This window comes from Verrucosispora sp. WMMA2121 (assembly GCF_027460185.1).
Taxonomy (GTDB): Bacteria; Actinomycetota; Actinomycetes; order Mycobacteriales; family Micromonosporaceae; genus Micromonospora; species Micromonospora palythoicola.
Genome location: NZ_JAPZBH010000004.1, coordinates 1476818 through 1488390 on the forward strand (window position 1 = coordinate 1476818; position 11573 = coordinate 1488390).

12 protein-coding genes are annotated in these 11573 nt (G+C 70.7%); 4 read left to right on the forward strand and 8 right to left on the reverse strand.

From position 1 onward, the window contains the following. Positions 1-57 precede the first annotated feature (57 nt). On the forward strand, positions 58-723 hold the full coding sequence (locus O7605_RS07560; RefSeq protein ID WP_269738747.1) for an IclR family transcriptional regulator: 666 nt from the start codon (positions 58-60) through the stop codon (positions 721-723). 76 nt (positions 724-799) lie between these two features. On the opposite strand, the gene O7605_RS07565 is transcribed toward O7605_RS07560, so the two are convergent. Both O7605_RS07565 and O7605_RS07570 read right to left on the reverse strand, forming a co-directional pair. Beyond that, entirely contained in the window at positions 800-2539 is a 1740-nt protein-coding gene (locus O7605_RS07565) for a S8 family serine peptidase (RefSeq protein WP_269738504.1), read from the reverse strand. 35 nt (positions 2540-2574) lie between these two features. Further along, on the reverse strand, positions 2575-3312 hold the full coding sequence (locus O7605_RS07570) for an HAD family hydrolase (protein ID WP_269738505.1): 738 nt from the start codon (positions 3310-3312) through the stop codon (positions 2575-2577). 172 nt (positions 3313-3484) lie between these two features. Here O7605_RS07570 and O7605_RS07575 point away from each other — a divergent pair, with 172 nt between their 5' ends. Continuing rightward, positions 3485-4438, forward strand: coding sequence for an AfsR/SARP family transcriptional regulator (locus O7605_RS07575; RefSeq protein ID WP_269738506.1), 954 nt, complete (start codon positions 3485-3487; stop codon positions 4436-4438). Here O7605_RS07575 and O7605_RS07580 read toward each other — a convergent pair. Both O7605_RS07580 and O7605_RS07585 read right to left on the reverse strand, forming a co-directional pair. Further along, positions 4400-6040 carry a vanadium-dependent haloperoxidase gene (locus O7605_RS07580; RefSeq protein ID WP_269738507.1) on the reverse strand — a complete coding sequence of 547 codons (1641 nt, stop codon included), beginning with the start codon at positions 6038-6040 and terminating at the stop codon, positions 4400-4402. The genes O7605_RS07575 and O7605_RS07580 overlap by 39 nt on opposite strands. Positions 6041-6233: 193 nt before the next feature. Beyond that, on the reverse strand, positions 6234-7196 hold the full coding sequence (locus tag O7605_RS07585) for an EamA family transporter (RefSeq protein WP_269738508.1): 963 nt from the start codon (positions 7194-7196) through the stop codon (positions 6234-6236). Between the two features lie 83 nt (positions 7197-7279). Between O7605_RS07585 and O7605_RS07590 the strand changes: the two genes are divergently transcribed. Further along, complete coding sequence (locus tag O7605_RS07590) at positions 7280-7825, forward strand: CGNR zinc finger domain-containing protein (protein ID WP_269738748.1); 546 nt, start codon at positions 7280-7282, stop codon at positions 7823-7825. A gap of 124 nt (positions 7826-7949) precedes the next feature. Here O7605_RS07590 and O7605_RS07595 read toward each other — a convergent pair whose 3' ends face one another. From O7605_RS07595 to O7605_RS07605, 3 genes are read right to left on the reverse strand one after another with little or no spacing between them, the layout of a single operon-like run. Continuing rightward, entirely contained in the window at positions 7950-8336 is a 387-nt protein-coding gene (locus tag O7605_RS07595) for a pyridoxamine 5'-phosphate oxidase family protein (RefSeq protein ID WP_269738509.1), read from the reverse strand. Positions 8337-8341: 5 nt separating this feature from the next. Then, positions 8342-8527 (reverse strand): DUF397 domain-containing protein, encoded by a 186-nt coding sequence (locus O7605_RS07600; RefSeq protein ID WP_269738510.1) that lies wholly within the window; start codon positions 8525-8527, stop codon positions 8342-8344. Beyond that, entirely contained in the window at positions 8518-9330 is an 813-nt protein-coding gene (locus O7605_RS07605) for a helix-turn-helix domain-containing protein (RefSeq protein WP_269738511.1), read from the reverse strand. Before O7605_RS07605 ends, O7605_RS07600 begins: the two co-directional genes overlap by 10 nt. Positions 9331-9728: 398 nt before the next feature. Here O7605_RS07605 and O7605_RS07610 point away from each other — a divergent pair, with 398 nt between their 5' ends. Further along, entirely contained in the window at positions 9729-10001 is a 273-nt protein-coding gene (locus O7605_RS07610; RefSeq protein ID WP_269738512.1) for a hypothetical protein, read from the forward strand. Positions 10002-10124: 123 nt separating this feature from the next. On the opposite strand, the gene O7605_RS07615 is transcribed toward O7605_RS07610, so the two are convergent. Further along, on the reverse strand, positions 10125-11534 hold the full coding sequence (locus O7605_RS07615) for a class II fumarate hydratase (protein ID WP_269738513.1): 1410 nt from the start codon (positions 11532-11534) through the stop codon (positions 10125-10127). Between the last annotated feature and the right edge of the window lie 39 nt (positions 11535-11573).

The window sequence follows — 11573 nt, forward strand, 5'->3', positions numbered from 1 at the left end:
ACGCCCGGTCCGGCCCCACGGCCGGCGGTGCCGGACGGTTCGGTGCCAGCCGGGTCGATGCCAGCCGGGTCGGTGCCGGGCGGATCGGCGGCGGGCGGCGAGACCTCCCAGACTCTGGATCGGGGGCTGCGGCTGCTGCACCTGGTGGCGGAGGTTCCGGGCGGCTTGACCGTCAGCGAGGCCGCGAGCCGGTTGGGCATCGGTCGGGCCGCCGTCTACCGGCTGGTCGGGCCACTGGCCGGGCACGGCATGCTGCGGCGTGACGCCGCCGGCCGGCTGCGCCTGGGTGCCGGGGTGCTGCACCTGGCTCGGCGTGCCCAGCCGCTGCTCGCCGAGGGTGCGTTGCCCGCGCTGCGGCGGCTGGCCGAACAGGCCGGAGCCACCGCGCACCTCACGGTGGTGGAGGGTGGCGAGGGGGTCGCGCTGGCGGTGGTCGAGCCGAGTTGGACGTCGTTCCACGTCGCGTACCGGACCGGGGCTCGGCACCCGCTGGAGCGGGGTGCCGCCGGACGGGCGATCCTGGCCGGCCGGTCAGGCGACGCCGGGCCGGTGAGCACCGAGGGTGAGCTGCAACCGGGCGCGTACGGGGTGGCCGCCCCGGTGCTCGGGGTACCCGGCCTGGAAGCGAGCGTCGGGGTGGTGGCCCTGGCCCCGCTGGACGCCGACGCCGTCGGCGCCGAGGTCCTCGCGGCGGCGACGGCTGTCGCGGTCGCCCTCCGCTGATCCAGGGTCGGCCCGGTGATCGGCGAGGGCCCCGCCGACCCGACGGTCGACGGGGCCCTACCGCTCGCCCGGGCCCTTACGGCCGGGCGTTCGGCTTGAGCGGAGTGGTCACCGCCGCGTACGCGTCGACGATGCCGTACCCGTAGAAGCCGTTGAAGTTGAGCCCACCCGCGCAGAACGCGTCGTAGGTCTCGTCGAGGCCCTCGTCGCGGTACTGCTGGAGCCTCGGCTGCGGGCAGGGACGCTCCGCGGCCGTCCGGTACAGGTGCTGCTCGACCAGGTCCGGGTGCATGCCGTAGCCGGCCCGACCCTGCTGCTTGCCGTAGCGGCTGACGATCAGCGCGGCGACGCCCGACGCGTGCGGCGCCGCCATCGAGGTGCCCTGCAGGTAGCGGTAGTAGCCGCAGTCACCGTTGCTCTTGCAGTCCTTGAAGACCCGGTCCGCCACCCGCGCGTCGATGTTGCCGTCTGCGTCGACGATCGGGTCCGGGATCGTCGCCGAGATCGGCTGCTGCTGGAGAACGTGCTTGGGGTAGGTCGAGAGGATCCGATTGGCCTGGGCGCCGAAGGTCGGCGTGCCGAATCCGTCCAGCGAGAAACCGCCCGGCGCGGCCACCGAGATCTGCTCCGTGCCGTAGTTCGAGAAGTGCGCCTTGCGCTCCGACGGGCCGACGGAGGACACCCCGATGACGTGTGGGCCCTCGACCGGCAGGTCCCAGCAGCTGTCATTGTCGATCTCCCGTGGATACGCGGGGATCGGCCCGTAGTCAGGGCTGGACGTGTCGGTCCGCGGCGCTCCGAGATCCTCGTGGTTGTTGCCAAGTGCGCCGACCAACGTGACGCCCCGGTTGTGCGCGAAGGTCAACGCTCGCTTCATCGCCTTGATGATGGCCCGCTGCTCGGCCTGGGCCTCGGGCGAGTCGGCCGGGTTGGCCCGGCAGTTGTAGAGCCACGGATCGACGTAGAAGGACATGTTCACCACGTCGAGGCCCGACTTGCCGGCGTGCACCAGCGACCTGACGACCGGCTCCAGGAAGAAGTACCCGGAGTCCTGCCCACCCTTGAGCTGGACGATCGAGACCTTGGGAGCGACACCCGACACACCCATGCCGTTCGCCGCCGCGCCGATCGTGCCCGCGACGTGGGTGCCGTGTCCGTTGTCGTCGGTGCCCACCGGGTCGAGGCAGCTGGGTACCTCGCAGGGACCGTCGACGTCGGTCATGTCCGGTGCGAAGTTGCGGGACAGGCGCCAGTCGAAGTTCGGTGCGAGGTCCGGGTGACTGGCGTCGACGCCGGTGTCCAACACACCGACGAGCACTCGCCGGTCGCCGGGTTCGACCTTGCGGGAGTCGTCGGCCCGGATCATGTCCAGGCCCCACAGCTTCTCGTCGAGGGGGTCCATCTTCTTCCCCCGCGCCCGGCTCGTCGCGGCGCCACCAGCCTTGGCGGCGGAGGCACGGGCCGCAGCGGCCGGGGCCGGGCCTTCCTGCTCGACCGGGTCCGCCTTCGGCTTGCGGCCGATGGCCCGCTGCTCGGTGGCACCGACAAGTGTTCCGGCGGCGAGGACCTGGCGCGGGAAGTCGGTCCGATCGCTGACCACCCGGTAGATGCCGACCTCGTCGGCTCGGTCAACCACCGTGCCGCCCGCGGCGCGGATCGCGGCGAGCGCCGCGTCGGTGGAGACGCCGTCCTCGGCGACCACGGTGAAGGTCCGCAGGTCCGCCGGTTCGGCGCTGGCGGGCACTCCCAGACCCGTGACCGTGAGTGTCAGTGCCGTCGCGGTCGCGACGGCACCGACGGTGAAGCGCTTGCTCACCACATCGAATCCTCTCGTTGAGGGACGTGGCGTCATCAGACATCAATGCTTGAGGTTCCGCCAGAGCACTGCCGGATAAACGGCGGAAGATCCGCTTCGCCGGAAAGATCAGCCAGCACGCTGGGCAGCTCGGTCAACGTGGTGATCACGGCGTCCGGCACCACATTCGCCGGCAACCGCTCGCCTCGGCGATTCAGCCACACGGTCCGCAGGCCGGCCCGCTGTGCCCCGACCACGTCGTGAGCCGGGTTGTCGCCGACGTGCACCACCTGTGCCGGGTCCGCTCCGGCGGCAGCACACACCGCCGCGTAGAAATCCGGGGCCGGTTTCTTCGGCACGCCGTCGCAGTGCGCGTACACCGCGAAGGCGAACTCGCCGACGAGGCCGCAGCGTTCGGCGCGGCTGTTGCCGTTGGTGGCGAAGCCCAGCGTCCAGCGTTGGCGCAGCACGGCCAGCGCCGGCAGCGTGTCGGCGAACGGCCGGGTCAGCGCGAAGCGGCGGGCGAAGAAGAGCGCGCTGATCTCGTCGAGGTGGGCACCGAGCCCTGCCCGATCCAACGACCGGGCCAGCGCGGCCTTACGGACTTCCCACACCGGTGCTGCGGCGTTCGCGCCGAGGGCCAGGTGCCAGTCCGACTCCAGGTCGGCGAGCGAGATCCGGGCCGCCGGGTTCAGTCTGCGCATCTCCTCGAGTACGGCGATCAGCCCACCGGTCACCGCGGGGCGCAGGTCGACCAGGGTCTCGTCGGCGTCGAACACCACAGTGGTCACCACCGGGGCATTGTCCCAGCCGCCCTTCGGCGCTGCCGCCCCCCAGCCAGGGTTCACCGGCGCGTACTGACTGAACGTGTCATTGCCACTGCATCATGCAACTTCTATGGTTGCAGCAGCTTGACGTTCTCCTCGACACGGGGGCTGGAGGACATGTGGGAGCTGTTCCGTTCGGATGCCCGGACGCCTGGCGGGCACTGTGAAGATCTACCTGCTCGGCCCGCTCACCGTGCGCGGCGAGACGGGTGCGAGACGGCCCGACGGTAAGCGGGCGCGGTCACTGCTGGCACTGCTCCTGCTGCATGCCAACGCGCTGGTTCCGATGAACCAGATCGTGGACGAGGTTTGGGGTATGGACCCGCCACGGACGGTCCGTACCCAGGTGCACGGGCAGATCTCGCTGCTGCGACGCTTCCTCCGGGGGGTACCCGACGTCGAGTTGCACACGCTCGCGACCGGCTACCTGCTCCGGGCCGACGTGAACGACATCGACGTCACCGAGTTCCGGCACCGGGCCCAACGAGGACGGGCCCTGGTCGCTCTCGGACGGCCGCAGGCAGCGGCGGAGGCCTTCCGGGAAGCGCTTCGACTGCACACCGGCCCACCTCTCGGTGACGTCGACGCACCGTTCGTCCCGGCGGCGGTCGCCCGGCTCGAGGAGGAGCGGCTCACCGTGCTGACCGAGTTGATCGGGCTCGAGCTGCATGAGGGACGGCACCAGGAGCTGATCCCGAAGCTCACCGCACTTGTGGAGGAGCACCCGCTACGCGAGTCGATGTGGCGGCATCTGGTGATCGCCCTGCACGGTGCCGGCCGACGCAGCGAGGCGATGGCGGCCTTTCACCGCGCCCGGATGCTCCTCCGCGAAGAGTTGGGGTTGGACCCAGGTGCGGAACTCACCTCCGCGTACCGGAACCTGCTCCACGCCGACCCGGTGACGGGCGGGCAGGACGTCGACCTCTCGGACGCTCTGGTCCGACTCAACGAGGTCGAACAGGCGCTCGGGGACATCCGCCGACTGCTGCTGGGGTGGGCGCCATCGGCGGCGTGGTCGGATCCTTCGACCGCGCCGCCGATCACCCACCTCAGGTCAGACGGTGGAGCACCGAACCCCGAGATCGCGGCGTGAGCCGTCGCGGAGCAGCACCGTGAAGGTCCAGGTCCGCCCGGCACAGGATTTCGGCACCGAGACGGCGATGTCGTACCGGCCGTTGGCAAAGGTGACCGCGCCCGCCGTGGCGGGCTGTCCGTTCCAGGAGGCACCGACGACGGCCCCCGGATCGGTGACCGGAGTACTGCCCGCGGTCAGCTTGAAGCCGACCGTGAAGGACGACGGCGCGGCGGCGTCCGGGATCGAGGTACCCACCTTCGCACCGTTTTCGTAGAAGCCGTCGAACGTGTAGGAGGCGGTCGGGCGAAGGACGCTGGCGGTGACGTGATTCGCCAGGGCGGTACCGGACGAGATTCCGCTGTCCGCGTCGAACTGGTAGTGGACGCCGAGCCAGATGCGACTGCGGGCGTTCTCCGTCGCCGCGGCGCTGAAGGTGGAGAAGTTGCGGACGACCCCGACCGCGTGCGGATCCTCGGTGGTGGCGGCGAACGAGAAGGCATCCGCGCCGAAGAAGCCCCTCATCGCCCCGGCCCACGCGGCGCCGAAGGTGGCGTGTCCGGACGTGTAGGCGGGGAATGCCGGAGAGAAGCGCACGTTGTTCCGGTCGGCCGACAGGGGCAGCCAGGCCGGGTCGGCGACCGTGTCGCTGCGAGCGTCCTCGTTGGCCCGCTGGATCGCGGTCTCCGGTCGCCACAGGTCCACGTCGGTCTGGTACTTCGCGTCCCAGGCCACGATCGCCGCGTCTCCCATGGCGATGCCGACCAGACCGAAGAGCCGCGCGTTACCGGCCTGCGTGAGCTTGGCCGCCTTCGCGACGATCTGGGTGTGGGCGAACAACTGACCCGGCGGCTTGTAGGTGCCGTCCAGGTCGTTGGCCCAGAACCAGGCGGCCTGGGTCTGGTCGTTGGTCCGGGTCGAGCTGTCGTAGCGGCCCAGTCCCTTCACCTCGTTGAGCTGATCCGCGTACGCCTGGCTCGCCAGCAGCGTCGCGTAGCTGGAGTGACCGGCCGGCGGGCCGGGCCGGAACTGGGTGTTCGAGGTCATGGCGAACGGCCTGACCAGTCCCCAACTCGGCGTGGCCGGCGCGCCGGAGCCGGTGCGACGCCACTGTCCCGGAACGGTGCCGTCCGTATAGGTCGAGAAGTCCGGGGCACCGTCGTCGACGCGGAAACTGATCATCGCCTGGGCGCTGGCTGAGCCGATACGCTGCCCGTCGGTCCGGGCGGGAGAGCTGGCGATGCCCTCCTGTGCCGCGGCAAGGTCGGCGCTGAAGTTCCGCTGCGGATAAACGCTGCGCAGCACGTCGTACGCCGCGTAGTCGATCGCGGTGGCCAGATCCGGCGTCACGCCAGGCGTGGGAGTGACCTTGATCCGGTACTGCTGGCCCAGGCACCGGTCGGCACCCGTCGCACACAGCGCCGAGTTGGCGGCATCGTAGATCGCGCCGTGCACCATCGCGCCGGCCCTGGCCAGCGGCCCGGGTGCCCCGCCCTCCTGCCGGTAGGTCCGGAGCAGGACGTCGTTCCAGTAGAGGACGTGGTCGGCGGGACCGGCGGCCGACGCGGGCACGGCGGGTGCCACCGCGGCGACGGTGCCGAGACTGACGGCCGTGAGCGCCATTGCGCTCCACCGGCGGGAGGACGTACGCAGCCAGCCCAATGAGACTCCTCGGTCAGCGAACTGATCGGCCGTGGCGATCCACGGCCACCGAGATCCTCGGTGGGGCGGCTACGGCACCACTACGCCGCCGCTACCGCACTGCAGAAGCAGCGGTAGCGGCCGGCGACGACACATCGCGTGCGGAGCCGGGATGTCACCTGTCGACGGCCAGCAATGGTTCGCCGACCACGGGCGGCGCGGCGGCCGCCCGCATCTCGTCGAGGCGGACCAGCGCCACACCCGCGACGATCAGCAACCCGCCGAGCAGTTGCACGATCGTCGGCAGCTCCCCCAGGACCAGCCAGGCGATCAGGACCGCGAACATCACCTCGGTCAGCCCGACGAACGAGGCCAGCCGGGAACCGAGCACCCGCACCGCGGCGATCCCGGCCAGGTAGGCGACGACCGCGGCCACCAGCGTCAGACCGACGATCGGCACCAGCCAACTGGTCTGCGCGCCGGCGAACTGCACGGTGTCGAAGGTGGCCCGCAGCGGCAGCGCGCCGGTCAGGCCGAGCAGCAGCAGCACTCCGGCACCGGCGGCCATCCCGCCGCTGGCCATGACCATCGACGGCAGGGCCGGGTCGACCCGGCCGGCGAGCACGAAGTACCCGGCCAGCCCGACCGCCGCACCCAGTCCCCAGAGGACGCCGACCACGTCGAGCCGACCCGCCCCGGTCAGGTCCAGCACGAAGACCAGCCCGGCCACGGCCGCCACCGAACCGGCGACGGTCAGCCGCCGAGGGCGCTGCCCCTGCACCAGCCAGGTCCATCCGACGACGAGGACGATGCCGAGGTATTCCAGCAGCAGGGCGACGCCGACCGGCAGGTAACGCACGGCGTTGAAGAAGCACGCCTGGGCGACCGCTACCCCGAGTAGCCCGAAGACGCCGATCGAGGTGAGGTTGCGACGCAGCACCGGCCATCGTCCCCGCAGCACGAGCACGGCCGGCACCATCAGGATCAGCGCGGCGATGCCGACCCGGGCGATGACGACCGCCTCGGCCGACCAGCCGGCGTCGATCAGAGATCGGGCGAAGGTGCCTGAGGTGGCGAAGGTGATCGCGGAGAGCAGCGCGAGTGCGAGACCGGCACCCGCGGCGGGCGGTTGACGCATGTGGCTCTCCTTGGCACGACCGCCCGCCATGGGCAAAATAGATTATGCCGATGACGCTAGACGGGGCCACGACAGGAGTCAAGTTGCTTTTCGCCCATGACACCGAGTGTTCGCTGATCGCCGCCGCCGCGCTGGTGAACACCGCTGGCTCCGACGGCGAAGGGCTACCGGACGTCGCCGCCCTGGACGCCTTCTACACCCGCCACTCCTACAGCGGCCGGCACGAGCACACCGAGGCCGAGCTCCGTGCGGTACGCGCGCTGCGCCCCCGCCTCCGCCGGATCTGGCGCGCCGAGGTCGACGAGATCGTGTCGATCGTCAACGCCCTGCTCCGCGAGCACCGGGCGCTGCCCCAGCTCATCACGCACGACGCCGAGCCGTACCACCTGCACGCCGTACCCCGGGACGCCCCGCTGGCCACCCGGATCGCGGTCGAGGCGGCGATGGCGATCGCGGACGTGGTACGCGGTGGCGAGCTGCGCCGGCTGCGCATCTGCGAGCACCCGGACTGCGACAACGTGCTTGTCGACCTGTCCAAGAACCGCTCCCGCCGGTTCTGCGAGGCCGGCTGCGGCAACCGGGCCGCCGTCAGCGCCTACCGGGCCCGCCGGGCCGCCGCCCGCTCCTGAACGCCGGTGTGCGGCAAGGCCGGGCGCGAAGCGCCTGCCTGCGGAAGCCGACTGTGGGTACATTTCTTGTCGCTGGAACGACAACAGATGTACCCACGTCTTCGTTTCGAACGACCGACGCCAGTCAGCGAGCGCGGCCGGCCATCAGCCAGCGGGTCACCACGACCCGGAGCAGCACGTAGCGGCCGTCCGGGCCGTCCACCGTGACGTCCCAGCCGCCGTACCGGTCACGAAGCGCCTCGACCACCTCGGATGGGAACGGCCGGCGGACGATGCTCGCCACACCCTCGGCCACGACCGGCGCATCCCCGTCGGGCAGCGCCAGCGACACCCGAGGGTCGGCGGCGACGTTGCGTACCTTCCGGTTGCGCTCGCCGGTGCCGATCCACCATTCACCCTCGACATAGTGGAACCAGACCGGCGTCAGATGCGGCGAGCCGTCCGGCCGCAGCGTGCAGAACCAGACCACCCGCTCCCGCGCCAGCCGCTCCAGCACCTCCGTGTCGGGCACGGCGGTCACGTGCGGCGCGGCGGCGCCGCGACAAAGGCCCGCCAGGTGTACGCGTCAAAGCTCAGCACCGGCCCAGCCGGATCCTTGCTGTCCCGCACCCCCACCACCCGAAGACTGGTCGCCACCTCAACACACTGGTCGCTGGAGCCGCTGCGGCTACTCTTACGCCACTGCGCACCGATCAGTTCCACGACTCCGCGATCTCCTTCAGCAATTCTGTCGACTCCTGCGGCGGCAACGCCGCGCCGAGAGTAGCCTCCCAGACCCGTTGGAGCATCGACAGATCCGACGCCTGATCCAGTTCTCGGCCACCGATTTGACCACCGAGATACGCAACATCGGTCCCGTCGCGGAACCTGGCGAGGATGAACGGACCGTTGAGCCCCGGGTACTCATCGGCCGACAGCGGCACAACGTGCAGTCGAACCGAGGGGTGGTCGCTGCCGATTGTGATCAGATGTTTCGTCTGGTCGAGCATCACCTTCCGACCACCGACCCGCCGCCGCAGCGCGGACTCGTCGAGCACGAACACCGCTCGCGGCGGATGCTCCTGACATAGGACAGCCTGGCTGGCCATCCGGTCGGCCAGGCGCTCCTCGCGCTCGAGACGGCTCAGCGAGTCATCAGCCTCGAAGATCGCGCGGGCGTAGGGCTCGGTCTGGAGCAGACCCGGCACCCGCACCGGTTCGAACCATCGCAACGCCTGCGCCTCTTCCAGGATGGCGCGCCAGCCGCGTAACCAGACCTGGGCTTTGTCGAGGGCTACCAGGTGGGTGAGCATTCGGCCGTATAGGCCACCGGTGTCCAGGGCCTTGTCGAACTGTTGCAGGTACTTCGGGGTGGGCGGCTGTTGACCCAGCTCGACCGCACTGACCATCGACGGCGAGTAGTTGACCGCCCTGGCCAGTTCTTCCTGACTCCAGCCTCGCCTGGCTCGCGCCCGACGTAGCTCCGAGACCAGGAACGCCGCTGCTGTCAGCTGCCCACCCGCCATTTCCAGCCGCCCTCCAACAATCGGTCGATCGACTACAGCGCACCGCCACCGGCAACCCGGCCCGGTCACAGTGGGCCTCGGACAGTACGGCCAAACCCTTCCGACCGTAACGGTGTGCTCAGCAGACTGTGCGCAGCGACGCTCGCCGCTCATTCCCCCGAGTGCGGCGTCGAGGTGGGACCGTCCGCTCCCCCGGCCGGGCGGTCCCACCGCCGGGGCGATGACGCGCACGACTCAGCTCGACAGGAAGGCCGCGCCATGTCCCGGACCACGCCCGTTACCCCCCGGACCGCACCCCGCAGCGCCCCGGAACGCTTCCCCGACCGGACTCGGACCGCACCCCGGACCGGACCTCGCGCCGCGTTCGGGGCGGCTCGTCCGGGTGTTGGTGGCCGAGGATGACGGCCCCGCCGCGCCGGGCACACCTGCCGTTGCGGCCGCTCTGGCTCTGCCGGGTCTGCGCGGCGCCCTGGCCGTGCGCCGCCGCGCGGCTCGATCTCGTCGCCGAGTACGCCGACGACCGGATCTCGCTCAGCGTCTACCTCTGCGCGGTGCTGCACGAGGCGGTCGCCGACCTGTACCGCCTGAACCCGCAGGACGGTCCGGATCCGGCGGCGCTGTTCGCCCGCTTCCTCGCCTGGGCACCCCGGCGTCGCTTCGCCGACGAATGATCGACTCCGGTTGCGGCACCTTGCGGTCATCGGCCGCCCGGATAGGCCGAGATACCGCAATCGGAGTCGATCAAGCGGGCCGAGAGGGCAGGCGCAGGGCGGCGGCGCAGGCACAGGCCGGGCTCAGGGGTGGGTCATGCGGAGCAGGTCGAGCGCCTCCTCCAACTGGGTCTCGGAGAGCTTGCCGGAGTCGAGGTGACCGCGCGAGATCACCACCTCCTTGATGGAGATCTGCTTCGCCAACGCCTCCTTGGCGATCGAGGCGGCCTCGTCGTAGCCGAGGTGACGGTTGAGCGGGGTGACGATCGACGGCGAACCCTCGGCGTACGACAGGCAGACCTCGGCGTCCGCGACCAGGCCGACCACGCACCGGTCGGCGAGCAGGCGGCTCGACGCGGCGATCAGCCGGATCGACTCCAGGATGTTGCGGCCCATCACCGGCAGCATGACGTTCAACTCGAAGTCGCCCTGCGAGCCGGCGAAGGCCACGGTCGCGTCGTTGCCGACCACCTGCGCGCAGACCTGCCGGACGGCCTCGCAGACCACCGGGTTGACCTTGCCGGGCATGATCGACGAACCCGGCTGGAGGTCCGGGATACGCAGCTCACGCAGGCCGGCGCGCGGACCGGAACCCATCCAGCGGATGTCGTTGGCGATCTTGTAAAGCCCGACGGCGACGGTACGCAACTGCCCCGACGTCTCGACCAGTGCGTCCCGGGCACCCTGCGCCTCGAAATGGTTGCGCGCCTCGGTCAGCGGCAGCCCGGTCGAGGCCCGCAGCTTCTCGATCACCCGGGCGGCGAAACCAAGCGGAGTGTTGATGCCGGTGCCGACCGCCGTGCCGCCCAGCGGCAGCTCCGCCAGGCGCGGCAGTACCCCCTCCAACCGTTCGATGCCGTAGCGGACCTGGGCGGCGTACCCGCCGAACTCCTGCCCGAGCGTCACCGGGGTGGCGTCCATCAGGTGGGTGCGCCCGGCCTTGACGACGGTCTCGAACTCCTCTGCCTTCGCCTCCAACGCACCCGCCAGGTGGGTCAGCGCCGGCAGCAGATCCCGAACGACGGCCTCGGTGGCGGCCAGGTGGATCGAGGACGGGAAGACGTCGTTGCTGGACTGCGACGCGTTGACGTCGTCGTTGGGATGGACGCCGCTGCCCAGCTCCCGCCCGGCCAGGGTGGCGATCACCTCGTTGGTGTTCATGTTGGACGACGTGCCGCTGCCGGTCTGGAACACGTCCACCGGGAACTGGTCGTCGTAACCGCCATCGGCCACGTGCGCGGCGGCGGCGGCGATCGCCGCGGCCACATTCGCGTCGATCACGCCCAGGTCGCCGTTGACCTCGGCCGCCGCGCCCTTGATCTGGGCCAGGGCGCGGATCTGGGCCGGCTCGATGCCCCGGCCGGAGATCGGGAAGTTCTGCACCGCCCGCTGTGTCTGTGCCCGCCACAGCGCCTCGGCGGGCACCTCCACCTCGCCCATCGAGTCGCGTTCGATCCGGTAGCCGGTGCTCTCTGGAGTCGTCACGCGTACCATCCTGCCGCGCACCGCGACGACGTGCAGATGTTCGCGGCA

What these genes read in the sequence shown, in the direction of transcription:
- O7605_RS07560 (WP_269738747.1), top strand. Translation starts at nt 58, where the DNA reads ATGCCAGCCGGGTCGGTGCCGGGCGGATCGGCGGCGGGCGGCGAGACC.
- O7605_RS07575 (WP_269738506.1), top strand. Translation starts at nt 3,485, where the DNA reads ATGCCCGGACGCCTGGCGGGCACTGTGAAGATCTACCTGCTCGGCCCG.
- O7605_RS07580 (WP_269738507.1), bottom strand. Translation starts at nt 6,040, where the DNA reads ATGGCGCTCACGGCCGTCAGTCTCGGCACCGTCGCCGCGGTGGCACCC.
- O7605_RS07585 (WP_269738508.1), bottom strand. Translation starts at nt 7,196, where the DNA reads ATGCGTCAACCGCCCGCCGCGGGTGCCGGTCTCGCACTCGCGCTGCTC.
- O7605_RS07605 (WP_269738511.1), bottom strand. Translation starts at nt 9,330, where the DNA reads ATGGCGGGTGGGCAGCTGACAGCAGCGGCGTTCCTGGTCTCGGAGCTA.
- O7605_RS07610 (WP_269738512.1), top strand. Translation starts at nt 9,729, where the DNA reads ATGACGGCCCCGCCGCGCCGGGCACACCTGCCGTTGCGGCCGCTCTGG.
- O7605_RS07615 (WP_269738513.1), bottom strand. Translation starts at nt 11,534, where the DNA reads ATGGTACGCGTGACGACTCCAGAGAGCACCGGCTACCGGATCGAACGC.